The sequence below is a fragment of the Devosia submarina genome, assembly GCF_003056345.1.
GTDB lineage: Bacteria > Pseudomonadota > Alphaproteobacteria > Rhizobiales > Devosiaceae > Devosia > Devosia submarina.
Genome location: NZ_PYWB01000007.1, coordinates 245,886 through 269,952 on the forward strand (window position 1 = coordinate 245,886; position 24,067 = coordinate 269,952).

Below are 24,067 nucleotides of genomic sequence, written 5' to 3' on the forward strand. Positions count from 1 at the left end.
CCTGGGCACGGGCCCCTTTCCAAGATTGCCGCATTATGCTGACCATCAATAATCTTACCTATCGCATCCAGGGCCGCGGACTATTCGAGGACGCGTCGGTTGTGCTGCCGACGGGCTCCAAGACCGGTTTTGTGGGCAAGAATGGCACCGGCAAGACAACGCTGTTTCACCTTATCCAGGGTCATCTGGCAGCTGACTCAGGCAGTATTGAGCTGAACAAGAAGGCACGTATCGGTGCTGTGGCGCAGGAGGCTCCTGCGGGCGAGGAAAGCGTGCTCGATGTGGTGATGGCGGCCGACGAGGAGCGCACGGCTTTGATGGCAGAGGCCGAAACAGCGTCAGACCCGGACCGGATCGGCGAGATCTACATGCGCCTTGCCGATATCGATGCTCACACGGCTGAAGCTCGTGCATCCTCGATCCTAAAAGGGCTAGGTTTCGAACAGGACCGGCAGATGGCGCCCACGCGTGAGTTGTCAGGTGGCTGGCGCATGCGTGTTGCGCTTGCGGGTGTGTTGTTCAGCCAGCCGGATCTGCTGCTTCTGGACGAGCCGACCAACTACCTTGACCTTGAAGGCACGCTTTGGCTCGAGAAGTATCTGGCCACTTACCCCTACACCGTCTTCATGATCAGCCACGATCGAGATTTGCTGAACAAGGCCGTGAACTCGATCATCCATCTCGAGCACCGCAAGCTGACCTTCTACAAGGGTAATTACGACACCTTCGAGAACACGCGTCGCATGCAGATGGAGCTCAACAACAAGAGCCGCGAGAAGACGCTCGAGCAGATTGCGCATATGCAAAAGTTCGTGGATCGCTTCAAGGCCAAGGCCACCAAGGCCCGGCAGGCTCAGGCGCGCGTCAAGGCTATTGAGAAGCTCAAGCCACCAGCGGCCATGTTCGACGAATATGCAGCGCCATTCACGTTCCAGCAGCCAAAGGCCGAGCAGGCGACGCCAATGATCACGCTGGATGGAGTTTCAGCCGGCTATGGCAGCAAGACAATTCTGCGCAACATCAATATGCGGATCGATCCGGGTGATCGCATCGCGCTGATTGGCGTCAATGGCAACGGTAAGTCGACCTTTGCCAAGCTACTCGCAGGCGACATCAAGCCAATGGGCGGAAGCTTCGCCAAAGGCAAGAAGCTGGAAATTGCCCATTTCGCACAGCATCAGATGGATAAGCTCAAGCCCGAGTGGACGCCATTCGAGCATGTTGTCGACCTGATGCCGACCGAGAGTGAAGCGCGGCGTCGGTCGCGCCTGAGCCAAATGGGCCTGACGAAATCGCGCATGGACACCAAGGCCAAGAACCTTTCCGGTGGCGAGCGCGCGCGCCTGCTTATGGGTCTCATTACCTTTGGCGGCCCGGGCATGATGATTCTCGACGAGCCGACAAACCATCTCGACATCGACAGCCGTGACGCGCTGGTTCATGCGCTCAATAATTATGAAGGGGCCGTGCTGATCATCAGCCACGATCGCCATCTGATTGAAGCAACCTGTGACACGCTCTGGATTGCCGAAGGCGGTACCATCCGTGAGCTGGACGAGGATCTCGACAGCTACCAGCGCAGCATCACCTCCAGCAAGGACAACAAGAGCGGCGGCTCAAAGGCTGATCGGAAGGCTAGCAAGGCGGAGGCAGCCGCGCGCCGTGCCGAAGTCGCTCCGATCAAAAGTTCGATCAAGGACGCGGAAACAAAGATCTCCCGGCTTAAGAACGAGATCGCCAAGATCGACGCTCAGCTGGAAGATCCCAAGATCTACAATGGTCCAGCTGACCGGTTGATCGCCCTGGGCAAGGACAAGGCACGCTATGCCACGGACCTCGAAAAAAGCGAGGAAGAGTGGCTGGTGTTGAGCGCCCAACTGGAGGAGCTCGAGCGCGCATGAGCGAGCTGAGCGCCAGGGATGTGATCGCGAGACTTGGGCTTGAGCGTCATCCCGAAGGTGGCTGGTATCACCAGACCTTTGAGGATCAGGACAGGATAGATGGTCGTGCTCACTCCACCGCCATTTATTATTTGCTTGAAGCGGGTGATGTGTCGCACTGGCATCGCGTCGACGCCGTCGAGGTGTGGCACTTCTATGCCGGCGCTGCACTGACGCTCCGGGTTTCGGACGGAGGAAGCATCACGGAGCATCGTCTCGGACCTGAGATCGCGAGGGGCGACCGGCCGCAACTCATCGTGCCGCGGCATCATTGGCAATCGGCAGTCAGCACGGGCGCCTGGACATTGGTGGGCTGCACGGTTGCGCCCGGGTTTCAGTTCTCCGGCTTTGAACTTGCAGCACCCGACTGGGCGCCCGGGAAGCGGTAGGTGGCAGATCGTCCGGTTGACAGCCGGTGCGCTTCCATTCAGCTTTGACACCGCATGGGGTGGTTTCATTGATGATGCGTGTTTGGGGATTCAGGCTGGCATATGCTGCCATGCTCGGTTTGATCTGTTCAGCCCTGCCGGCACAGGCAGACGAATTTTCCAAACAGCACCGGGCGGAAATGCGTCGCTTTGCGGCGAACAACAGCCTGTTTGTCCTTTACCATGAAGTCGGACATCTCCTGTTTCACCAGCTCGAGTTGCCGGTTCTGGGGCGGGAGGAAGATGCGGCAGACAATGTCGCGACCTGGATATTGCTCAACAAGCGTTCAAAGCAAGCCGACCGCACGCTGGCTGACGCTGCGCGTGGCTGGATATATTCAGGCGTCGCCTACAAAAGCGGAGACAGCGAGAGCGACTATGCGACTGGGCATAGCCTGGACAAGCAGCGCGCCTATCAAATCGTGTGCCTCATGGTGGGCATGGATGAAAAGGCTTTCCGCCCGATTGCAGATGAGTACAGGATCGATGCGGCTCGCCAGGGTGCCTGCAACTGGGATTACAGCACGGTCAATCGTAGTCTGCGAGGATTGCTGAACCGCGGAGCCAATGCACCGACCGGCACGGAAGTGACCGTCACCTACCATGATCCAAATGGAGCCGAGGCGGCTGCGGATGCCTTCCAGTCCAGCGGCGTCTTCGATGAGGTGGCCGATTATGTCCGGCGCAATTACAGCCTGAGTGTACCCGTCGCTTTCAATGCGCGGAGCTGTGGCGAGGCGAATGCCTTCTATGATCCGAAAACCGTAGAAGTCATCTTCTGCTATGAGCTAATGGAAGAGTACATGAAGCTCTCCAAGGAGAATTTGGAGGCTGCCTCGGGGGTTGGCAGCGGCAAAAGCAAAATCCAGCGCTAGTGAGTGGATTTTAGCAGACGCGACAAGACCATCCCCACTCAACTGAAGCCGACATAGCGGCCGGGCTTGTGATTGAAGGCGATGATGAAGTTCAGCACCAAGGCGCCGGCGATCGAATACAGAACGCGATCAAATGGCAGGACGAACAGCGCTGCAACTAGGATCACGGCATCAACTGAAAGCTGGAAATAGCCGGCGCGTATGTTGAAATTGTCCTGCAGGTAGAGTGCAAGGATGTTGATGCCGCCGACACTGGCCTTGTGGCGGAACAGCGACAATATTCCGATCCCCATCAACCCACCACCGACTAGTGCAGCAAAGAGCGGGTTGATTTCCGAAACGGCCATCCAGGACGGTATGTTTGCTGTGAACAGGGACACCAGGCCAACACAGGCAAAGGTCTTGACGGCAAAGGGCCACCCCATGCGAAGCACGGCCAGAACATAGAACGGCAAGTTGATAGCAAAGAATAGCCAGCCAAAGGGGATTTGGGTGGCATATTGCAGCAAGAGAGCTAACCCCGCGGTGCTGCCAGTTGAGAGGGTCGCGTGGCTGTAGAGCGCCACTCCGAGCGAGACCATCATGGTGCCGATCAGCATAGCGAAGATATCTTCGTGCAGCTTATGCCGGCTCGGCGTCGACAGGTCTGGCGTCATGCTTTCTTGACCCAGCGGCCGTCCGCTTCTTGCTGCCAATAAGTGAGGGCGTTGCCTTCGCGCAGGGCTTTCCAAACCACGCGCGCTTCCGCAACAGCCTCAGGGTCGTGTCCTGAAAACATGTAGACGATGCGCTGATAACCATCGGTCGTCTGCGGAACGGCCCGATCAATGAAGAAACGGCATGCCGCTCCGTTGCGGTTTTCGGTACCCGTGGTGATCAGAATGGGCTGATGTTCTTCGCCCCCCTCTCCCTCCAACCCATGGGCAAGAAAGCTGTCGTCGCGATAGGTCCAAAGATGCGCATCGAGCGCTTCGGCGCGCTCGGTGGAGCCTACCTCGACAATGGCCCTCCAGCCGCGTTCAAGCGTTTTTTCCAGCAATTGGGGAAGCACCGCTTCAAGCGGGCGCGCTTCAAGATGGTAAAACAGAACTTCCGACACTTGCAGGCTCCCAAAGAACTAGGACTGATCCGCCGTTACCCCTCGTAGTAGTCGCGAACCAGTCGGTCGAGCAAGGCTACGCCGAAGCCCGGCGCCCAGGAGGTATTTGTCTCTCTGTTGCTCGCACCAAAAGCGGTGCCCGCTATGTCCAGATGTGCCCAGGGAATTTCATTGACGAAGCGCTGGAGGAACTGCGCGGCCGTTATGGAACCCGCTGGCCGGCCAACGGAATTGCGGATGTCGGCGAACTTGGATTCGATCAGCTTGTCGTAAGCGGGTGAAAGCGGCATACGCCAGAGCTTTTCGTTTGCGTTTAGACCGGCATTGAGAAGCTGTATGGCAAGTTCGTCATTGTTGGAGAAGAGGCCGGCATGCTCATGGCCTAGAGCCACAATGATAGCTCCGGTCAGCGTTGCCAGATTGATCATGAAGCGGGGTTTGAAACGGTCCTGCGTGTACCAAAGCGCATCGGCGAGCACGAGACGGCCTTCCGCGTCCGTGTTGATGACCTCGATGGTTGTGCCGCTCATGGCCTTGACGATATCGCCTGGGCGAACCGCGGTTGCAGACGGCATATTTTCGACAAGTCCGATCACGCCGATGGCGTTTACCGGTGCCTTTCGGCTGGCGAGGGTATGGATGAGACCCGTAACAGCTGCGGCGCCGCCCATGTCGCCCTTCATGTCCTCCATATTGCCGGCCGGCTTGATGGAGATGCCGCCAGTGTCAAAGACGACGCCCTTGCCAACAAACGCCAGCGGCTGATCGCCGTCCCTGCCCCCATGCCACTGCATGATCACCAGGCGCGGAGGCCGGGCGGATCCTTTGGCGACGCAAAGCATCGCGCCCATGCCGAGCTTTTCAAGCTCGTCCTGCTCAAGAACCTCAACCGACACGCCCAACTTCTCGAGCTCGCGCGTACGCTCAACGAACTCCAGTGTTCCTAAGGCATTAGCGGGTTCGTTGATCAGGTCACGGGCAAGAAGTGTGCCCTCCACCGTGGCAGCGCGGCCAGCAATGGCTCTATCCACTGCCTCGGGATCGGTCACGAGGAGCGTTACCGTTATGCTTCCAACAGCGTCATCTGCGCGGGCGGTTTTGTATTTGTCGAACTTGTAGCGACGCAGTCGTAATCCCGCGGCCAATTCGGCCAGGGCAGCCGGTGTGGCTGAGGGCTCGTCGACGACAACCGCGATGTCGGTCGCCCGAGTTGCAGCGAGCTTGGCCATGAGGGAGCCGCCGCGATCGGTCCAGCTTGTGAGCGAAGTATTGGCGCTTGAACTGCCGCTGCCCAGTATCAACTGACGCTTACCGCCGGGGAGCAGCACGTCCATGGTCTGGCCCTGCTTGCCGGTGAAACCAGACGCCGCAATGCTTTGCGACCAATCCAGCCCAGTTGCGGACCACAGAGTTTGGCCATAGCCGGATGGCTGAGCCCCCTCGGCTACATAGAACACGGTCAGGGCGGCATTGACCACACCGAGTGGCGCAGTGTGGATATTCAGAGCTTGGGACATGAATGGCCTTGGTGGCGGGCGAAAATGCAAGAAGAAGACGGCAAGCATTGGTCGCTTTGGCTCGCGCGTCAATCCCGCAACAGCTTGCGAACAAAACCTTACACCGGCGTTTGCTGGCTTGCCTCGTTTCCTTGCACGATCGATAAGCGGGCACGATGAAGCGGCTGACAGCTTATCTTTCGCGCCTGTTTGTGACGGATGCCCTTATCCTATTCGGGGTGGTCTGTGTTTTGCTGTGGCTGGTCAACTGCCTACGCTCGTTTGACGTGGTGTCCTTAAAGGGCCAGGGCCTGGCGACGCTTGCACTCCAGGCGCTGCTAACCATGCCGCCCCTCATCAACACGTTCTTTTATGTATGCGTCGGCATAGGCATGGTCCGGGCGCTACAGGCCCTGCAAGCCAATAAGGAACTCCATATCGTTCATACCAGCCGCGGGCTGCGCTCCCTTTGGGCCGCTACTGGGCTTGTTGCTGCGTCAGGGATGGTCATCATTCTGCTGCTGACCAATTTCGTCGAGCCATCTGCCAATCGCCGCCTCAACCTCCTTTCGGCCAGCGTCGCTGCTGATCTGGTCAGCGCTACCCTCAAGCCGAAGCGGTTTACGCAGGTCACGCCGGGCGTCATCCTTCTGATCGGCGGTCGCTCGCGCGACGGTGAAATCCAGGAGTTCTTCGCTGACGACCGTCGCGATCCCCTGACCCGGCGCACCTATGTGGCCGAGTCTGCAAGGGTATCCACAGACGGCGAAAACTACATCATCGAATTACGCGACGGATCCCTGCAGTACACTGAAGCCAATGGGCGCTTTTCGGAAATTTCCTTTGCGCGCTACGACATCAATGTCGATCTGCTGACCCAGGATGGCTATGCCGCTGATTCAATGAAGGAGACCAACAGTGTCTCGCTGGTGCAAAACGCCCTGGCGAGCGGGGAATGGTCGCCGAGCCTCATCCAACTGCTGTCCAATCGCATGAGTGAGGGGCTTAGAGTGGCCGGCATCTGCCTAGCCGTCTTGGCTCTAGCCGGCTTTCCAAGTGGCCGACGGAGCCGGATTGCGGTTCCGCTCGAAGCAGTTGTGCTGCTGATGGCCTTCGCCGAACGCGGCGTCAGCGCTTATAGTCCGCTCGGCCCATCCACCGGGGCCTTCCTGATGATCGGTGTTGCGGGCATCGGGCTGGCGCAACGGACCTGGCCGAGACACCCCCGCCTCATGGTTGCGCCATGAACCGGATTGATTGGCTTGTGCTGAACCGCTTGGGTAGCCGGATCGGCGTGACCGTGTTTGTGTTCTATGGCCTTATCGCACTTGTCGAGTCTCTGGACACTTGGCGGTTCAACTATGTTGCCGAGACGCAAGGTATTTTGCTTGCGATCGTCATGGTTGCGATGAGCGCGGTCAAATGGACCATTAAGACCTTGCCCGTTACAGTATTGCTCGGCGCCATTCTGGGGTTCATGGACCTCAAGGCCCGACATGAGCTTACAGTCATACATTCGAGCGGAATCTCCATCTGGAAAGCCGTCCGCGCGCCAACACTTGCCTTGATTGCGCTCAGTCTATTGATTGCTCTAGGCGCAGAAACGATCAGCACGCAGGCGAACCGCTTGCTCGACCCGCGACCGCCGGGGCAAAGCTCGCTGCTAGTTCCAGGCGGCGATGTCTGGCTTGAAGAAAACAACGGCCGTGAACATTACATCATGATGGCTTCAGGCCTTCAGCCAAGCGGAACCGGTTTGATCGATGTCACCGTATTTGGACTTTCCCCTGGGCTGGATGAGCGGGTTGAAGCCAGCGAAGCCAGTCTTGAAGATGGCAGGTGGCGGTTCACTGATGTGGTGGTGAGAAGCCCCGAAACGCCCGCGCGTTTCGTGCCCCACTACACCCTGCCCTCAAGCTCCACCAAGGCCGAACTCTCGCTGCGCACCAGCTCCACTGAAGACATGACATTTTTCGAGCTCGCCGGACTGTTGCAGGCGGGCGTAAGCGATCCGGCTGTCCGCAGCGCGGCGCTGATGCGGTTCCTTAAATTGCTCGCCTTGCCAATGGTTCTGACAGGCTCGCTGTTCATTGCTTTTGCGTTTACCGCAGGTTATCGAAGAGGCTCTAATTATGGTCCCGCGGTTCTATACGGGGTCGTGCTTGGGTTCGTGGTGTTCGTGATAACGGAAATGGCCGACCGTGGCGGGTCTACCGGCGTTCTGGATCCCACGTTTGCCGCGGTTGGGCCTGCGTTTGTGGCGATCGTCATAGGCGTAACGGTTCTGCTGCACAAGGAAGACGGACGCGCGTGAGAGTACCGAGTAAAGGCGCATGGACGAAACCGATGCTGCGTCTGGCTGGTGCCAGTGCGCTCGCGATCCTTGTGTCCGCTAATGGCGCTGCGGCTCAGACGGGCGGCCTTGTCCCCATTGATCTGTTCAACGCCCCCATCAATCCGCAATCGCCGGTCGCCGTGGAGGCGGATAGCCTGGTTTTCGAGGCCAGCACCAGCACTATTACCGCCAGCGGAAACGTGGTTGTTCGGCAGGATGGCTATACTGTCAGCGGCGAGAGCCTGGTGTTCAACCGCCAGACAAATGCCGTGCGGTTTCAGGGCGCAGTACGGATTGTCGATCCTTCCGGAAATATCGCCGACACGGTTGACCTGGAACTCACCGGTGGCCTCAAGCAGGCTTTTCTGCAGTCCATCACCATCACTACCTATGATGGTGCTCGCATCACGGCTGACAGCGCGAACTATGATGACGCTCTGCAAACGCTCCTGGAAAATGCCAGCTATTCTCCCTGCGGCGATTGCATCGACGACAAAGGCCGTCGGATCGGCTGGTCCATGCGGGCTGACCGGATCACCTATAATGCCGAAGATGGCTCGGTTTACCTGGAGCAGCCAAGCCTGGCCCTGCTCGGCGTGCCGGTTGCCTGGCTTCCCTTTTTGTACCTGCCGGACACAAGCGACTCGGCTCTGTCTCGTGTGCCACGCCCGATTTTTTCCTATAGTGACGAAGTTGGCGCGCAGATCGGTTTTGAAGTATCGGCATATTCCAGCCAGTGGACCGATGTGATTTTCACACCACGCCTGATGAGCCGCCAGGGGCTGCTTCTTGGTGCGGAATGGATCCAGCGGTTCGATAACGGCTCATTCCAGATCAAGGGCTCGGGCGTCTACCAGCTGGACAAGGAAGCCTTCTCGTTTTCCGAGGCTCAGCGTGACTGGCGTGGCGCCGTCCAAACGTCCGGTACATTCAAGCCGGTTTCCGACTGGACCGTCGGCTGGAGCTATACGGCTTTCACTGATGCCGCTTTTTTCGAGGATTATGATCTCTCGACGGCGACTTCATCGGTCAACGAAGTCTATGCGACGCAACTCACCCAGGACAGCTATTTCGACGCTCGCGTTCAGCAGTTCAATCTGCTTGGCGACGTGCTTCCGGTAACGCAGGACCGGCAGGGACAGGCGCTTCCCGCTGTCCGTTTCGAGCACATGCTTGAGCTCGCCGAAGGGGCCGGCCGTGTAGAGATTAGCGGACGATTGCTGGGCGTTCACCGGGAGCGCGACGCTGCAGCTACGATCAACGGCGTACCCTATAGTTTTGGGTATGCGGGCAACAAGCAGCACGCAACGTTCCAGACGGGGTGGCAAAATCAGTACATTGGCGCGGGCGGTTTCGTGGCCACGCCCTATTTGGGAGGACGCGCCGACGTTGCTTATTACGATGGCACGAGCGGCCTACAGGACGCTCCGGGCGAAACAACGCTCTGGAGCGCCACGCCTATTGCAGCCATGGACGTACGCTTTCCTGTTTCTGCAAAAGATGGCTCTACAGTCCATTTGGTGGAGCCCATTGGGCAATTGGTTTATCGGGGCTCCAGCGCCACAGCTGTTGGCATCACCAATGACAATGCGCAGAGCTTCGTCTTCGACGACACCAATCTCTTCAGCTACAATCGCTTCTCCGGTACTGACCGGCAGGAAACTGGGCTGCGCGTCAATCTTGGCGGTCGCTACCAAGCCAACTTCGTAGACGGCAGCTATCTGGAGGTCATCGCAGGGCAGTCCTTTCAGCTCGCAGGGGAAAACGCCTTTGCTAGTGCGGATGCTGCCCAGACCGGCATAGGCAGCGGTTTGCAGACGGATGCGTCCTATGCGGTTCTTGGCGCTTACGGCTCGTTTGTGCCGGGCCTCATGGTTGGCGGCAAACTGCAGGTCGACACCGACGAGCCGCGCCTCACCCGTGCATCAGTGGGCGCGAACTACGCTAATGCAGGCTATAGCGCCGGGCTGGACTATACCTATATAGCCGCCAACCCCGATCTCGGGCAGCTCATTGATCAGCAGGAAATTGGCGTTAGCGCTGGTGTGCCCATCGCGGACTACTGGTCGGTGAAGGCGAGAACCTCCTGGGACATCACGGCGAACAGCTTCCTCCTTGCCGGCGCAGGGCTGCAGTATGACGATGGATACCTGCTGATGGGTGCCGATGTAAGCCGCACTGGGGAAACGCACACAAGCCCCAATGACACGCGCATCACTGCCAGCTTCCGGATCAAGGCACCCGCGGGCTTGAACGCGGGCTTCGACTATTAGCGCAAGGCGGCCGGTACCGGATTTTGGCCGCATTGTTGCGCAATTGACAGACAGCATTTCCCCCCGCATTGAGAGCGGGTTCCTTTATGTTGCAGAGCGGATACTACGCCATGGCGAACACTTCCTGGGGGCGCTTCGCAAGCGCCATGATCATCGGTGCAATGCTGACCGTTTCCGCAGCCTTGCCGGCAATGGCCCAGAGCGTGCGCGTGACCGTTAACGGCACGCCAATTACCGACGTGCAGATATCCCAGCGCGTAAAGCTGTTCGCACTGGAAGGAAATCCCGGCGGGCAGAAGGGCGCGACGGAGCAATTGATCACCGAGGCTATCCAGCTTTCGGAAGCCAAGCGGCTCGGCATCACCGTTTCCAATGCTCAGATCGACGAGGCCTTTCTGCAGATCGCGCGCAACATCAACGTGAGCCAGGAACGCTTGCAACAGATGTTGCAGCAGGGTGGCATTAACATGGACACCTTGCGCGATCGACTGCGCGCAGCGATCGCCTGGAATGGCGTGACCGAGGCTGCGATCGTTCCCAATGTGCAGATCTCAGATCTGGAGCTTGATCAACAGGCTCAAAGCAAGCTGCAGGCCTATCAGAACTTCGATTACATCCTCAAAGAAATCCTCTTCGTTGGACAGGGTTCGAGCGGCCGGAGCGGCCAGGCAAACAATTATCGTTCCAAATTTTCGGGCTGCGACACGGCAGTTGATCTTTCCCTCGGATATACTGACGCCGCCGTGATCGATGTCGGCCGGCGCCATGCCACGCAGATGCCCGAGGCTATTGCCAAGGAATTGGCTGGTCTGAATGTCGGAGGCATCACCAAGCCGCGCGTCGTAGAGAATGGCGTGTCCATGCTGGCCGTTTGCGAGAAAGCTCAGGCAGAAGACCTGACCTTCATCAAGGGCAATCTGCGCGAAGAGACTGGTAACGACCGGCTCAAAGGGGAGGTCGGCAACTACCTCGACAAGCTGCGCCAGCAGGCAAAGATCATCTACAACTAAGACGGGAGGCTCGACTCGGAGCCTTTTACTGTCCATGCATCGCCAGAGGTAGACATGAACAAACCGCTGGCGATCAGCATGGGTGAACCGGCCGGCGTGGGCCCAGACATCCTGCTTGATCTCTATGCGCGGCGAGAGGAGTTCCTCCTTCCGCCGTTCTGCGTTTTTGGGCATATCGATTTTTTGCGCGTTCGTGCCAAGCGGTTGGGGCTGGATATCCAACTCATCGAGAGCACTCCCGAGGAAGCTTTGTCGGCTTTCAGCCAGGCGCTGCCTGTCGTCCATGTCGAGGGGCTTGTGCCCGACCAGCCTGGAACAACATCGCCCCTATCTGGGGGCGTCGTTATTGCAGCCATAGAGCAGGCAACAGCGGCAACGCTTTCGGGCTATTGCCGGGCGCTTGTCACGGCCCCCATCCACAAGGGTGCGCTTTATCTCGCAGGCTTCACTCACCCGGGTCATACCGAGTTCCTGGCGGAACTCTGCGGGCAAGGCGCTACTCCGAAGTTGCCAGTGATGATGTTGGCGCATGGTGGCTTTAGAGCAGTGCCCGTGACCATTCATGTTCCAATCAAGGATGTGCCGCCGCTCCTCAGCCGGGAACTTATTGTTGAGACCGGGCGGATTGTGGCGCACGATTTGCAACAGAGATTTGGCATCGAGGACCCAAAGCTTGCCGTTGCAGGCTTGAATCCTCATGCCAGTGAAGGCGGCGCAATCGGCCGGGAAGATCTGGAGATCGTCGGACCGGCTGTGATGCAGCTCCAGGCCGAAGGCGTTTCGGCTCATGGCCCCCTGCCCGCCGACACGCTCTTTTATCCCGCGCGCTGGTCCGAGTTTGATGCTGTGATTGCTATGTACCATGATCAGGCGCTGATCCCCATCAAAACGCTTGCCTTCGAAGATGCCGTGAATGTCACCCTCGGTCTGCCGATCGTGCGGACCTCACCCGATCATGGTACCGCGTTTGACCTCGCCGGCACCGGCCGAGCCTCTTCGCGGAGTTTTCTTGCTGCCATCAGGATGGCCGACGAAATGACGACTGCTTCATGAGTCAGATCGATGACTTGCCCCCCTTGCGTGAAGTTATTGCGGAACATGGTCTTCGCGCGAAAAAGGAACTCGGGCAAAACTTCCTGCTGGACCTGAATCTCACCGCCCGGATTGCCCGGGTTGGTGGATCCCTTGAGGGTGTGCGGGTTATCGAGGTTGGACCCGGACCAGGTGGGCTCACTCGAGCCCTGCTGGCCGAAGGCGCGCGGGAGGTCATCGCAATCGAACGAGATGCCCGTGCGCTGCCCGCTTTAGCCCAGATCGCCCAAGCTTATCCAGGCAGGCTCACTGTTATCAGCGGCGATGCTATGGAGATTGACTACCAGCTCCTTGCTGAGGGCCGCACGCGGATCATTGCAAATTTACCTTACAATATCGCGACTCCGCTTCTGACGGGTTGGTTGACGCTGGATCCATGGCCTCCGTTCTTTGAGAGCCTGACGCTAATGTTCCAGCGCGAGGTGGCGGAACGAATCTGTGCTAAGCCGGGTGAGGATCCTTATGGCCGACTTGGCGTGCTCGCCGGCTGGCGCACCGATGCGCGGATCGCCTTCAATGTTGGTCGGCAGGCCTTTGTGCCGCCACCTAATGTCACCTCCGCTGTGGTCCATCTCGTTCCCAAAGCTGTTTCGGACGACGTCGTCGTGCGGGATCTGGAACAAGTTACCCGGGCAGCGTTTGGCCAGCGCCGCAAAATGGTGCGGCAAAGCCTGAAGGCGACCGGAGCGCCGGTCGAAGGGCTTCTAGCGGCTGCAGAGCTGGAGGGGAATGAACGGGCAGAAGATTTGCCCGTAGAGGCATTCCTGGCGATGGCCAAGGCGCTGCCGATCGTCCGGCAGCGTTAGGCGCCTCACCAGATAGAATCGATTTGGCTCTGCAAGTCCTGCACAAAGCTCGTTAAATTGAGCTGACGCTCACGCTCGAGCCGCGCAGAAACGAGGATCGAACGGACCCGCTGAGTGGACGCCTCGAGGTCTTCATTGACGATAACATAGTCGTATTCGCTGAAGTGCTCCATCTCAAGGCGCGCATTACGCAGGCGCTTCTCAATAGTGCCCACACTGTCCTGAGCACGCCGTTCCAGGCGGGCGCGTAGTTCCTTGATGGAAGGCGGCAGAATAAAGACGGTGACCATGTCCTTGCGACTGTTGCGGTACAGCTGCAGAGTGCCTTGGTAATCGATGTCGAACAGGATGTCGTTGCCAGCTGCGAGTTGCTCCTCGACCCTAGCGCGCGGCGTGCCATAGAAATTTCCGTGCACTTCTGCAGATTCGAGCAATTCGCCATCGGCCTGCATACGCTTGAAGGTAGGCACGTCGATGAAGTGGTAGTGCTTGCCATCCACTTCGTCCGTGCGCCGGGCGCGGGTGGTTACGGAAACAGAAAGCTTGATGTTGGGATCTGCACCGAAAAGGGCGCGGGAGATTGACGACTTCCCAGCACCGGATGGCGAGGCAATAACCAGCATGACGCCGCGGCGCTGAAACTCCACCAGCATGTTCCTATTCGATGTTCTGCACGTGCCCGCGTAATTGATCCATCGCCGCCCCGAGGTCAAGGGCGATCAGGGCGGGTTCCACTGCCCCACTCGCACCAGATGCACGGTTGCAGTTCTAAGGCTGAGCCGGAGCGTCACCCGCCTCTTCGCCTTGCTCGGTTTCGAGCGCCTGACGGGCAGCTTCCGCTTCGGCTTCGCTTGCGATTTGCCTGTAGCGGGCGACGTTCTGCCGGTGCTCCGCATAGGTCTCGGCAAATACGTGGCCTTCGCTCGGCGAAGCGCCTTTGGCGACGAAGTAGAGGTAATCGTGCGTGTCAGGATTGGCAACCGCCCTCAGTGCCTCAACACCTGGATTGGCGATCGGCGTCGGCGGCAGACCATCGATCTGGTAGGTGTTGTAATCAGTTTTCTCTTCAATTTCGGAGCGGCGTATTCCGCGGTCCAGCGGCGCCTGCCCCTTGGTAATGCCGTAGATGATCGTCGGATCGGACTGCAGACGCATGCCCTCGCGCAGCCGATTGACGAATACGGCAGCCACTTGAGGGCGTTCCGTTCCTACGCCTGTTTCCTTTTCAACTATCGAGGCGAGTGTCAGGAGTTGCTCAGGAGATTCGAGCGGAAGATCCGGCTCGCGGCTTTCCCAAATCTCGGCGAGCGCGGTTTCCATGGCAGACTGCATCTTGTCCAGCACGGACTGGCGCGTATCGCCGGGAACATAATCATAACTGCCCGGCAGGATCGAACCTTCCGGCGGAAGAGCGGCCACCTCGCCCTGCAGATCACTTGTGCCCTCGAGCCTTTGCACGACCTGCCAAACCGTCCAGCCCTCGGGGATGGTGACCGCATAGCGAACCGGATTGCCTTGGGTAAGTTCCCGGAAGATGTCCGACATGCTAGCGCCTGCCGGAATACGGAAATCTCCCGCTTTGATCGGCGCGTTGGACTCTATGCGTTGGGCCACCTGGCGGAAAATGAAAGCATTGCTGATCAGACCTTGATCTTCGAGCCTGGCAGCAGCAGTGGATAACGTGTTGCCTGCCTCTACGCGAAAGGTGGTCTCGGCCGTTGATGGGCCGGCGCTATAATATTGCGAGAAGAGATACAGCAGGGCACCACCGGCAAGAACAAGGCCGATGATGAAAAGCGTGAGCACTCCGTTGAGAACGTCGATGAAGCCGTTTCTGGAACGACGGCGCGCGCGCCGAGCCTTGCGATCATTCATCTTGTGTCATCCTCGAGCCTAGGTCGCCATCGCGTTAGCCGCTGATCTTGTCATCATCTCGGCACGGAGCAGGAATCGGCACTTGTTGCATGCGATGAGGCAAGAACAAGGGCACACTGCGCCGCAGCGCAATGTGCCCCAAAAACTTGCAGAGACTCAGCTGGCCTTGCGCATCACGAGCGTAGCGTTGGTGCCGCCGAAGCCGAAGCTGTTGGAAAGCGCCACATTCACTTCCTTCTTGATCGCAACCTTTGGCACCAAATTGATTGGGGTTTCGACGGATGGATTATCAAGGTTTAGCGTTGGAGGCACGATGCCGTCGCGCATGGCAAGAAGACAGAAGATCGCTTCAACGGAACCCGCAGCGCCCAGCAGATGCCCGATTGCCGACTTAGTAGAGCTCATGAAAGCTTTACCGGCGGAGTCACCAAGCACCCGGGTCACTGCTCCGAGTTCTATCTCGTCGCCGAGCGGCGTCGAAGTGCCATGAGCATTGATATAATCGATGTCGGACGGCTGAATGCCAGCGCGTTTCACGGCAGCGCTCATGCCGCGGAAGCCACCATCACCATCGGGCGACGGGGCCGTGATGTGATAGGCGTCGCCGGAGAGACCATAGCCGATTATTTCGCCATAGATCTTGGCTCCGCGAGCCTTGGCGCGTTCGTAATCTTCAAGGACGACAATGCCGGCACCCTCGCCCATCACAAAGCCGTCCCGATCCTTGTCATAGGGACGAGATGCAGCTTCGGGATTGTCGTTGTATCCGGTTGACAGGGCCCTGGCTGCAGCGAAACCTGCCAATGCAAGCCGGTTGACGCAGCTTTCCGCACCCCCGGCGATCATGACATCTGCGTCGCCTAAGGCAATCAGACGAGCCGCATCGCCGATTGCATGGGCACCCGTGGAACATGCCGTCACCACTGAGTGGTTTGGCCCCTTGAGGCCGAACCGAATAGAGACATAGCCTGACGCGAGATTGATAAGCCGGCCCGGGATAAAGAAGGGGCTGATGCGACGCGGTCCCTTTTCGTGCAGGGTAACGGAAGCATCATAGATGCCGCCGACACCACCAATGCCCGAACCGATCAAGACGCCGGTGCGCTCCGCATCTTCCTGGGTCTTTGGCTCGACCCCGGCATCATCGATCGCTTGCTTGGAAGCAGCCATGGCATAAACGATGAAAGGATCAACCTTGCGCTGTTCCTTGGTGTCCATCCACTCATCAGGATTGTACTTGCCGTCGGCGGAGTCGCCGAGCGGCAAGCGATGAGCGATCTGACAAGCAATGTCATCGACCTGGAAATCGTCGATTCGTTTGGCGCCACTTTTGCCAGCCAAAATATTGGCCCAAGTAGCTTCAACTCCGCAGCCGAGGGGCGTTACCAAGCCCAACCCGGTTACGACGACGCGGCGTAATTCCATGGTCAAGATGTCTTTCTCTCGGCGTTAGCCGACAGCCTTGGTGAGGAAGGAAACGGCATCGCCGAACGTCTGGATCTGCTCGGCAGCATCGTCCGGGATCTCAACGGAGAATTCTTCTTCAAAGGCCATCACCAGTTCAACCTGGTCGAGGGAGTCAGCACCCAGATCGTCGATGAAGCTTGCCTTTTCGACAACCTTCTCGGCATCCACATTGAGGTGTTCCACAACGATCTTGCGGACCCGATCAGCGACATCGCTCATATTGACTTCCCTTTTTAGAAATCGAGGTTTCGTTTTGTTTCTTATTGGCGCGGCGCCAATTCTTCAAGCACCGTTGGCTGACTGAAGGTAATGTAGGCGCGCTTTGAGACGCCCGCAAGCCAGTCTGCCGGGCCTACAGCGGCGGCGAGTATCACACTTGCTGCGCAATGGCCATAAGCTCAACCTGTGCTTATCCCCGGCTTTAGATCATTGCCATGCCACCATTGACGTTCAGCGTATGGCCAGTGATGTAGGCTGCCGCATCACTAGCCAGGAAAACCGCACAACCCGCAACTTCCTGGGCGGTTCCGAGCCGGTTGGCTGGTATGGTCGACAGGATCTGTTCGCGTTGCTTGTCGTTGAGCTCGTCGGTCATGGCCGAAGCGATGAAGCCAGGGGCAATTGAATTGACCGTAATACCACGCGAGGCGACTTCATGTGCGAGGGCCTTGTTCATACCAATCAGCCCCGCCTTGGAAGCAGCATAGTTCCCCTGCCCTGGATTTCCCATAACGCCAACAACCGATGAGATGCCGATAATCCGGCCGAAGCGTTGCTTCATCATCGGGCGCAGGACAGCGCGATTGAGATGGAACGCCGCCGTCAGATTGACCGCGATCACCTCGTCCCATTCTTCGTCCTTCATGCGCATGAAGATATTGTCACGCGTCATGCCAGCATTGTTCACCAGGATGTCGATACCGCCCAGAGCCGCTTCGGCCGACGGAACCAGCTTATCGACCTCGTCCAGCTTGGATAGGTTACAGGGAAGGATGGGGCTATTTTCCCCGATCTCCCTGGCCGTGTCCTCCAAGGCTCCGACGCGAGTGCCGCTCAGCGCTACAGTGGCGCCGGCTGCCGCTAAGGATTTCGCAATTTCGCGGCCGATGCCGCCGCTTGCGCCGGTTACCAATGCACGCTTACCAGAAAGATCAAACATTTAGCGCTCCCAACGGAGATTTCGATTCATGTCGCTGCCGGTGCTACCGACTGGCTAGGCGGAGAGTTGAGCTACAAAGGCGTCAATGTCAGCGGAGGTCCCGATGGCCGCGGTGGTGGCATCGGCGTTGATGCGCTTGGCCAGGCCGCTCAGCACCTTTCCCGTACCAAGTTCCGCCAAATGGGTTACCCCGCCTTCGCCAGTCAGCCACTCAATGCTTTCGGTCCAGCGAACCACGCCGGTTACCTGTCGAACAAGGCTCTGCCGGATCTCATCAGGGTCTGTCAGGCTCGAGGCGGTGACGTTCGCAATCAGCGGAACGGACGGAGCCTGCATGTCGACTTCAGACAATGCCTGAGCCATGGCCTCAGAAGCTGGCTGCATCAACGAGCAGTGGAAGGGCGCGCTCACCGGGAGCAGCAGCGCACGCTTGGCGCCCTTTGCCTTGGCAATATCCAGCGCCCTTTCAATAGCGGGGGTAGCGCCTGAAATAACAACTTGCCCGGGGGCATTGTCGTTCGCGACCTCGCAAACATCGCCCTGCCCGGCTTCCGTCGCGACCTCCCGCGCCGCTTCCAAATCCAACCCGATCAGCGCCGCCATTGCGCCATGGCCGACAGGAACCGCTTTCTGCATGGCTTGGCCACGGGTCTTGAGGAGACGCGCTGTGTCTGCAAGGGAGAAGGTACCTGCCGCGCAAAGCGCGGAGTACTCGCCCAATGAGTGGCCGGCGACATAAGCCGCATGTTCCGAAAGGCTTATGCCTTTGCTTGCCAGAACACGGACCACGGCAACGCTGGCTGCCATTAGCGCCGGCTGTGCATTTTCCGTAAGGCGCAGGACGTCATCGGGACCTTCGAACATGATAGCCGACAAATTTTGGCCCAGTGCCTCATCGACTTCCTCGAATACGGCGCGCGCTTCGGGGAAAGCGTCGGCCAAATCCTTGCCCATACCAACAGCCTGGCTGCCCTGACCCGGGAAGGTGAATGCGCGCTTGATCATGTAAGGTCCCTCTCCTGCATCACTTTGACAACCGTTCGGCGCCGTGTCCAGTTGCGCGGCGTGTGCCCAACGGGTGTGGCGGAGTCAAGGCACATGACGCGAGCGGGCGGGCGCAAGCGTTTGCTGGCGCCATCACAAACACCTCAATGGCTTGCTTTTGCGGCCATGCTGCCCTATACGCCGGCCAGCAATTCGTTTGGCCGGGGGCTGAACGGAGGGTTTGTCGTTGAACGCAACGGCAGATAGGGCGTAGCCCGGCCTCCCGTGTTCCCGCTCTTTGCAAGACTGCTTTGATGCCCTTTCCGGCTTCAAGGAGGCTCCGCGCCAGACAATGCTGTGTTGCAACCACAAAGGAAGGCGCATCAATGGCCCTTTACGAGCATATTTTCCTGGCCCGCCAGGACGTATCGCAGCAGCAGGTTGAAGAGCTCACCGCTGCCCTGACCGAAGTTCTCGCCAATGGCGGCGGCAAGGTCACCAAGAACGAATATTGGGGCCTCAAGGGTCTCTCCTACCGCATCCGCAAGAACCGCAAGGCTCACTATACCCTGCTCAACATCGAGGCAGCGCCGCAGGCCGTTGCCGAAATGGAGCGCCAGATGCGCATCAATGAAGACATTCTGCGCTTCATGACAGTGCGTGTAGACGAGCTGGAAGAAGGCCCGTCGGCAATGATGCAAAAGCGCGACCGTGACGATGGTGACCGCGCAGGTGGCCGTCCCGATCGCGGCGGTGATCGCGGTGGCTTTGGCGGCGAACGCCGTCCACGCCGTTTCTAATCAAAGGACTGTTTAAGCTATGGCAATCAAAGACCTTACCACCGCCCAGGCCCGCCGTCCGTTCCAGCGCCGCCGCAAGACCTGCCCGTTCTCGGGTGAAGGCGCGCCAAAGATCGACTACAAGGACGTGCGTCTGCTGTCGCGCTATGTTTCCGAGCGCGGCAAGATCGTTCCCAGCCGTATCACGGCCGTTTCCGCCAAGAAGCAGCGTGAACTCGCCCAGGCGATCAAGCGCGCCCGCTTCATCGGCATCATGCCCTACGCCGTCCAGTAAGTTCGGCCAATCGGCATATCGCTGGGGTTCCGGATGGTCCGGAACTCCTAACCGTTCATAGGGACGGGACAGCTACAAGGATTTTTCCAATGAAAGTTATTCTGCTCGAGCGCGTGGGCCGCACCGGCTCCATCGGCGACGAAGTTACGGTGAAGGACGGCTTTGCCCGTAACTTCCTCCTGCCTCAGGGCAAGGCACTTCGTGCTACTGCCGCCAACCGCCAGAAGTTCGAAGGCGAGCGCGCTCACATCGAAAAGCGCAACGAAGACCGTCGCAATGCCGCTGCTGGCATTGCAGAGGGCCTGAATGGGCGCACTGTCGTCATCATCCGTCAGGCTGGTGAAACCGGTCAGCTCTACGGTTCGGTTGCATCGCGCGACATCGTCGAGGCACTGGCTGTCGACGGCTTCACGATCCAGCGTTCGCAGGTTGATCTTGCAGACCCTATCAAGTCGGTCGGCGTACATTCCGTTTCGCTGAACCTGCATGCCGAAGTGGCCGTGTCGATCAACGTTAACGTCGCTCGTTCGGAAGACGAAGCCACTCGCCAGTCGGCTGGTGAAGACGTAACCGTCACCCATTATGATGATGACACCGAAGGCGATTTCGCTGCTGGCCAGCGTGACGCAATGCAGGACGACCGGTTCGACGACGAAGTCTAAGCACCAGTTGGATTACGCTATCAAGCCGGGCTTAGCGCCCGGCTTTTTTATTGCGGTTACGCTAGCTGCGACTCATCTTGTTCACGCCTTGTTCTCGTGCAATAAACACCTTTGGCTTTCCCCGTTGTTCACAGTGTCCACAGCATGGTTCTCCGCGCATTAACCTTTGCGGGTTACTCCGAGACTCTTGCCCACCGCACGTGGTTAAGAAAGGTTAACACTTCCCGAGGCACATCATGGCAGAGATCGCACGACTACATCCGGTCGAGGAGAAATCCTTCCGCGTCGCCCCGCACAACATCGAGGCCGAACAGGCTTTGCTGGGCGCTATCCTGATCAACAATGATGCGTTCTACCGTGTTTCGGACTTCCTCAATCCCGAGCACTTCTATGAGCCAATTCATCGGGACATCTATGAGCTCGCGGGCAAGATCATCCGCGCCGGCAAATCGGCTGATCCGACGACCATAAAGACGCACCTTCCGGACCAGCTGCTGCCCGACGTCACAATGGCGCAATATCTTGCGCGTCTGGCTGCTGAAGCAACGACCGTGCTGAACGCCGCTGACTACGGGCAGGCGATCTATGACCTGGCTATTCGCCGCAATCTGATCCTCGTCGGCGAGGAAATGGTGCAAGTCGCCTACGAATCGGACGTCGAAATGACGCCCAACAAGCAGATCGAGAAAGTCGAGGGCGAGCTGTTCCAGCTGGCTGAAAAAGGTCGGTATGACGGTGGGTTCCAGAATTTCGGCAGCGCACTCAGTGCATCCATCCAGATGGCTGGTGAAGCTTATCAGCGTGATGGCGGCCTTTCGGGTATTGCAACTCTCCTTGATGACCTCGACCGCCAGATGGGCGGATTGCAGCGCTCGGACTTGATCATCCTTGCGGGTCGCCCGGCGATGGGCAAGACTTCGCTCGTGACCAACATCGCTTTCAATGTCGCCAAATCCTATCAGGGCGAAGTGCAAGCGGATGGCAATATGAAGACGATCAATGGCGGCGTGGTGGGCTTCTTCAGCCTGGAAATGAGCTCGGAACAGCTCGCGACACGTATTCTCGCGGAGCAGGCTGAAGTATCGTCGTCCGACATTCGGCGTGGCCGCATCCACGATTCTCAGTTTTCCAAGCTCGTCGACGTCTCCAACATGATGAGCAAGCTGCCGCTCTATATCGATGACACCGGCGGTATCAGCGTAGCGCAGTTGGCGGCCCGTGCGCGACGTCTCAAGCGGCAAAAGGGGCTTGATTGCTTGATCGTCGACTATTTGCAGCTGCTGTCTGGCTCAAGCAAAGCATCGAGCCAGAATCGCGTGCAAGAGCTGACAGAGATTACCACCACGCTCAAGGCGCTAGCCAAGGAACTCGAAGTGCCGATCATTGCGCTTAGCCAGCTGTCCCGTCAGGTGGAAGCGCGTGATGATAAACATCCCCAGCTAGCGGATCTGCGCGAATCGGGTTCTATCGAGCAGGATGCCGACGTGGTGCTGTTCGTTTATCGCGAAGAGTATTATCTCAAGAACAAGGAGCCCAAAGAGGGCACGCCAGAGCACATCGCTTGGCAAGGGGAGATGGAAAAGGTGCACGGCAAGGCCGAAGTTATTATCGCCAAGCAGCGCCACGGGCCCACCGGTACCGTGCAGCTCAGCTTCGAGGCGCAGTTCACGCGCTTCGGCAATTTGGCGCGCGCCGAATATCTCCCTGAGCGCATGGAATAATTCATGGCGCTGACGTCTGGCCTCGGCGGGCAGTTGAGCATCGATCTTGGGGCTTTGGCCCGGAACTGGCGCGCGCTTGATAAGGTGAGCGCCGGTTCTCTAACGGCTGCTGTGGTGAAGGCTGACGCCTATGGCACCGGGGTTACCATGGCGAGCAGAGCGCTCTTTGCTGCAGGTGCTCGCTTTTTCTTTGTGGCGACGCCTGACGAAGGTATGGCCGTACGCGCAGCAGTTCCGCAGGCGCATATCTTTGTTTTGAACGGCCTCTATCCTGGCGCTGCCAATCTCTACATCCGGCAAAATCTTATGCCGGTGCTTGCCTCTGTCGCGATGCTGGAAGAATGGCTGGCCAAGTGCCTGGAGCGCAACGAAGCTTACCCTGCTGCGCTGCACTTCGACACCGGCCTTAATCGCTTTGGCTTCAGGCTCAACGAAGCCCCTCATGTGCGCGATCGCATCCAGGCGTTAGGCTATGCGCCGCAAATGATCATGAGCCATCTCGCCTGTGCCGATGTGCCCAATCACGAGAAGAACCGCACCCAACTTGCGCTGTTCGGTTCTGTCATGAACCTATTCCCGGGCATTCCGGCATCCCTCTCGAATTCAGCAGGGCTGATGACCGGGCGCGACTACCATTTTCAGATGGTGCGGCCCGGCATTGCGCTTTATGGCGGTCGCGCGGTCACCGGCCGGAAAAATCCCATGGCGCCAGTTGTTACGCTGCATGTGCCGATCCTGCAGATCAAGGAAGCACGGACCGGGGAAAGCGTCGGCTATGGCGCGAGCTATTCGCTATCGCGCGACAGCCGGTTGGCGATTCTCGGCCACGGTTATGCCGACGGCTTCTTCCGCTCGCTCTCCGGTACCAACACCCGACCAGGCGGCAAGGTGGTGATCCGGGGCAAGATATGCCCGGTGATAGGCCGAGTATCTATGGATCAAATGACGGTCGATATCACTGAGCTCGGGCCGGACCTTCCCAACCCCGGCGAAGGAGCAGAGGTTCTCGGGAACATCGTGGGGATTGATGACCAGGCCGATGCCGCGGGGACTATCGGCTATGAAGTGCTGACATCTCTTAAAGGACGCTATCACAGGAACTATGTCGGCGATGGCAATCTGCCCGTCGAAGCCACCGAGTAGTTCACTCTTTGTTCTTGCCATCGAGCTGTTCCCATCCTAGATATTGGTTGAGAAATGTTCCAGGGCGGGGGTTGAACTTGGCTGTATTCGTCGTGCTGCTGCGCGCCATTGGACCGATCACGCACAAGATCATGTCCATGGCTCGGTGGCGGGATGCAGTGAGCAGAACAGGTTTTAAAGAACCGCAAACTTACTTGGCTACTGGGAACATGATCGTTGAGGCAAGCGGCTCGCTTCACGAGATCACCCAATCAATGAACGCCATTGTGCGAGACCTGGGTCTACCGGAAAGCAATCGGGCCATCGTAAGGAATGCCGAGCAAGTCAGGACTGTGTACGAAGCCAATCCCCTGCCTGAGGCTGCAATCTCCCGTCCCTCTCAAATGGGCGTCTATTTCTTCGCCGCCGATCGTCCTGAGTTCGGGTGGATAAAGGAATACAAGGGACCCGAAGAGTTACGCGTTGTTGGACAGCACCTGATTGTTGATTACGGCGGTGGTGTTTCGCAGTCCAAACTTCCAAGCATGATTGAAAGATGGAGCGGACTGGCGACTGCCCGCAACTGGAACACTTTACGCGGGCTGGTCGAACGCTCAACGAACCAACAGAACAGGCAAGGACTATAGGT

Annotated in this window: 24 protein-coding genes; 15 read left to right on the plus strand and 9 right to left on the minus strand. The window is 58.4% G+C overall.

What is annotated here, in order from left to right; all coding sequences use genetic code 11:
• Positions 1 to 35: 35 nt before the first annotated feature.
• The 3 genes from DDE77_RS12450 to DDE77_RS12460 all read left to right on the plus strand — a co-directional run bounded on the left by DDE77_RS12450 (position 36) and on the right by DDE77_RS12460 (position 3,243).
• Positions 36 to 1,901 carry an ABC-F family ATP-binding cassette domain-containing protein gene (locus DDE77_RS12450; RefSeq protein WP_108397778.1) on the plus strand — a complete coding sequence of 622 codons (1,866 nt, stop codon included), beginning with the start codon at positions 36 to 38 and terminating at the stop codon, positions 1,899 to 1,901.
• Entirely contained in the window at positions 1,898 to 2,329 is a 432-nt protein-coding gene (locus tag DDE77_RS12455) for a cupin domain-containing protein (RefSeq protein ID WP_108397779.1), read from the plus strand. Before DDE77_RS12450 ends, DDE77_RS12455 begins: the two co-directional genes overlap by 4 nt.
• Positions 2,330 to 2,439: 110 nt before the next feature.
• Positions 2,440 to 3,243, plus strand: coding sequence for a DUF4344 domain-containing metallopeptidase (locus DDE77_RS12460; protein ID WP_170116517.1), 804 nt, complete (start codon positions 2,440 to 2,442; stop codon positions 3,241 to 3,243).
• A 38-nt stretch (positions 3,244 to 3,281) separates the two neighbouring features.
• Here DDE77_RS12460 and DDE77_RS12465 read toward each other — a convergent pair whose 3' ends face one another.
• From DDE77_RS12465 to DDE77_RS12475, 3 genes are read right to left on the minus strand one after another with little or no spacing between them, the layout of a single operon-like run.
• A complete protein-coding gene (locus DDE77_RS12465; RefSeq protein ID WP_108397781.1) occupies positions 3,282 to 3,899 on the minus strand; it encodes a YitT family protein in 618 nt (205 codons plus the stop codon).
• The gene (locus DDE77_RS12470; RefSeq protein ID WP_108397782.1) at positions 3,896 to 4,342 is read right to left on the minus strand and encodes a DNA polymerase III subunit chi; all 447 of its coding nucleotides are present in this window, start codon (positions 4,340 to 4,342) and stop codon (positions 3,896 to 3,898) included. The genes DDE77_RS12465 and DDE77_RS12470 overlap by 4 nt, the downstream gene beginning before the upstream one ends.
• A 35-nt stretch (positions 4,343 to 4,377) precedes the next feature.
• Positions 4,378 to 5,907 (minus strand): leucyl aminopeptidase, encoded by a 1,530-nt coding sequence (locus DDE77_RS12475; protein WP_425430749.1) that lies wholly within the window; start codon positions 5,905 to 5,907, stop codon positions 4,378 to 4,380.
• 107 nt (positions 5,908 to 6,014) lie between these two features.
• Between DDE77_RS12475 and DDE77_RS12480 the strand changes: the two genes are divergently transcribed.
• The 6 genes from DDE77_RS12480 to rsmA all read left to right on the plus strand — a co-directional run bounded on the left by DDE77_RS12480 (position 6,015) and on the right by rsmA (position 13,354).
• Complete coding sequence (locus tag DDE77_RS12480) at positions 6,015 to 7,085, plus strand: LptF/LptG family permease (RefSeq protein WP_108397783.1); 1,071 nt, start codon at positions 6,015 to 6,017, stop codon at positions 7,083 to 7,085.
• Positions 7,082 to 8,152 (plus strand): LptF/LptG family permease, encoded by a 1,071-nt coding sequence (locus DDE77_RS12485; RefSeq protein WP_108397784.1) that lies wholly within the window; start codon positions 7,082 to 7,084, stop codon positions 8,150 to 8,152. The genes DDE77_RS12480 and DDE77_RS12485 overlap by 4 nt, the downstream gene beginning before the upstream one ends.
• Positions 8,153 to 8,184: 32 nt before the next feature.
• Positions 8,185 to 10,446 (plus strand): LPS-assembly protein LptD, encoded by a 2,262-nt coding sequence (locus DDE77_RS12490; protein ID WP_108397785.1) that lies wholly within the window; start codon positions 8,185 to 8,187, stop codon positions 10,444 to 10,446.
• A gap of 110 nt (positions 10,447 to 10,556) precedes the next feature.
• On the plus strand, positions 10,557 to 11,456 hold the full coding sequence (locus DDE77_RS12495; RefSeq protein WP_157959810.1) for a SurA N-terminal domain-containing protein: 900 nt from the start codon (positions 10,557 to 10,559) through the stop codon (positions 11,454 to 11,456).
• A gap of 54 nt (positions 11,457 to 11,510) precedes the next feature.
• Positions 11,511 to 12,509: a 4-hydroxythreonine-4-phosphate dehydrogenase PdxA gene (pdxA, locus tag DDE77_RS12500; protein WP_108397787.1), complete on the plus strand. Its 999-nt coding sequence runs from the start codon at positions 11,511 to 11,513 to the stop codon at positions 12,507 to 12,509.
• The gene (gene rsmA, locus DDE77_RS12505; protein ID WP_108397788.1) at positions 12,506 to 13,354 is read left to right on the plus strand and encodes a 16S rRNA (adenine(1518)-N(6)/adenine(1519)-N(6))-dimethyltransferase RsmA; all 849 of its coding nucleotides are present in this window, start codon (positions 12,506 to 12,508) and stop codon (positions 13,352 to 13,354) included. Before pdxA ends, rsmA begins: the two co-directional genes overlap by 4 nt.
• Positions 13,355 to 13,359: 5 nt before the next feature.
• On the opposite strand, the gene gmk is transcribed toward rsmA, so the two are convergent.
• From gmk to fabD, 6 genes are all read right to left on the minus strand, one after another.
• Positions 13,360 to 14,007: a guanylate kinase gene (gmk, locus tag DDE77_RS12510; RefSeq protein WP_108397789.1), complete on the minus strand. Its 648-nt coding sequence runs from the start codon at positions 14,005 to 14,007 to the stop codon at positions 13,360 to 13,362.
• Between the two features lie 115 nt (positions 14,008 to 14,122).
• Positions 14,123 to 15,229, minus strand: coding sequence for an endolytic transglycosylase MltG (mltG, locus tag DDE77_RS12515; RefSeq protein ID WP_108397790.1), 1,107 nt, complete (start codon positions 15,227 to 15,229; stop codon positions 14,123 to 14,125).
• Positions 15,230 to 15,385: 156 nt separating this feature from the next.
• Entirely contained in the window at positions 15,386 to 16,654 is a 1,269-nt protein-coding gene (gene fabF, locus DDE77_RS12520; RefSeq protein ID WP_108397791.1) for a beta-ketoacyl-ACP synthase II, read from the minus strand.
• 24 nt (positions 16,655 to 16,678) lie between these two features.
• Complete coding sequence (locus DDE77_RS12525; RefSeq protein WP_108397792.1) at positions 16,679 to 16,915, minus strand: acyl carrier protein; 237 nt, start codon at positions 16,913 to 16,915, stop codon at positions 16,679 to 16,681.
• Positions 16,916 to 17,117: 202 nt separating this feature from the next.
• Positions 17,118 to 17,855, minus strand: coding sequence for a 3-oxoacyl-[acyl-carrier-protein] reductase (gene fabG / locus DDE77_RS12530; protein ID WP_108397793.1), 738 nt, complete (start codon positions 17,853 to 17,855; stop codon positions 17,118 to 17,120).
• 54 nt (positions 17,856 to 17,909) lie between these two features.
• Positions 17,910 to 18,857 (minus strand): ACP S-malonyltransferase, encoded by a 948-nt coding sequence (gene fabD, locus DDE77_RS12535; RefSeq protein ID WP_108397846.1) that lies wholly within the window; start codon positions 18,855 to 18,857, stop codon positions 17,910 to 17,912.
• A gap of 368 nt (positions 18,858 to 19,225) precedes the next feature.
• Here fabD and rpsF point away from each other — a divergent pair, with 368 nt between their 5' ends.
• The 6 genes from rpsF to DDE77_RS12565 all read left to right on the plus strand — a co-directional run bounded on the left by rpsF (position 19,226) and on the right by DDE77_RS12565 (position 24,065).
• A complete protein-coding gene (gene rpsF / locus DDE77_RS12540; protein WP_108397794.1) occupies positions 19,226 to 19,639 on the plus strand; it encodes a 30S ribosomal protein S6 in 414 nt (137 codons plus the stop codon).
• A gap of 19 nt (positions 19,640 to 19,658) precedes the next feature.
• Positions 19,659 to 19,913, plus strand: a complete 255-nt coding sequence (rpsR, locus tag DDE77_RS12545; protein WP_046169334.1) for a 30S ribosomal protein S18 — start codon at positions 19,659 to 19,661, stop codon at positions 19,911 to 19,913.
• An 89-nt stretch (positions 19,914 to 20,002) separates the two neighbouring features.
• Positions 20,003 to 20,575, plus strand: a complete 573-nt coding sequence (gene rplI, locus DDE77_RS12550) for a 50S ribosomal protein L9 (protein ID WP_108397795.1) — start codon at positions 20,003 to 20,005, stop codon at positions 20,573 to 20,575.
• A gap of 236 nt (positions 20,576 to 20,811) precedes the next feature.
• Positions 20,812 to 22,296, plus strand: coding sequence for a replicative DNA helicase (locus tag DDE77_RS12555; RefSeq protein WP_108397796.1), 1,485 nt, complete (start codon positions 20,812 to 20,814; stop codon positions 22,294 to 22,296).
• Between the two features lie 3 nt (positions 22,297 to 22,299).
• Positions 22,300 to 23,439 (plus strand): alanine racemase, encoded by a 1,140-nt coding sequence (gene alr, locus DDE77_RS12560; protein WP_108397797.1) that lies wholly within the window; start codon positions 22,300 to 22,302, stop codon positions 23,437 to 23,439.
• A gap of 77 nt (positions 23,440 to 23,516) precedes the next feature.
• The gene (locus DDE77_RS12565; protein ID WP_157959811.1) at positions 23,517 to 24,065 is read left to right on the plus strand and encodes a DUF1697 domain-containing protein; all 549 of its coding nucleotides are present in this window, start codon (positions 23,517 to 23,519) and stop codon (positions 24,063 to 24,065) included.
• Positions 24,066 to 24,067: the final 2 nt, after the last annotated feature.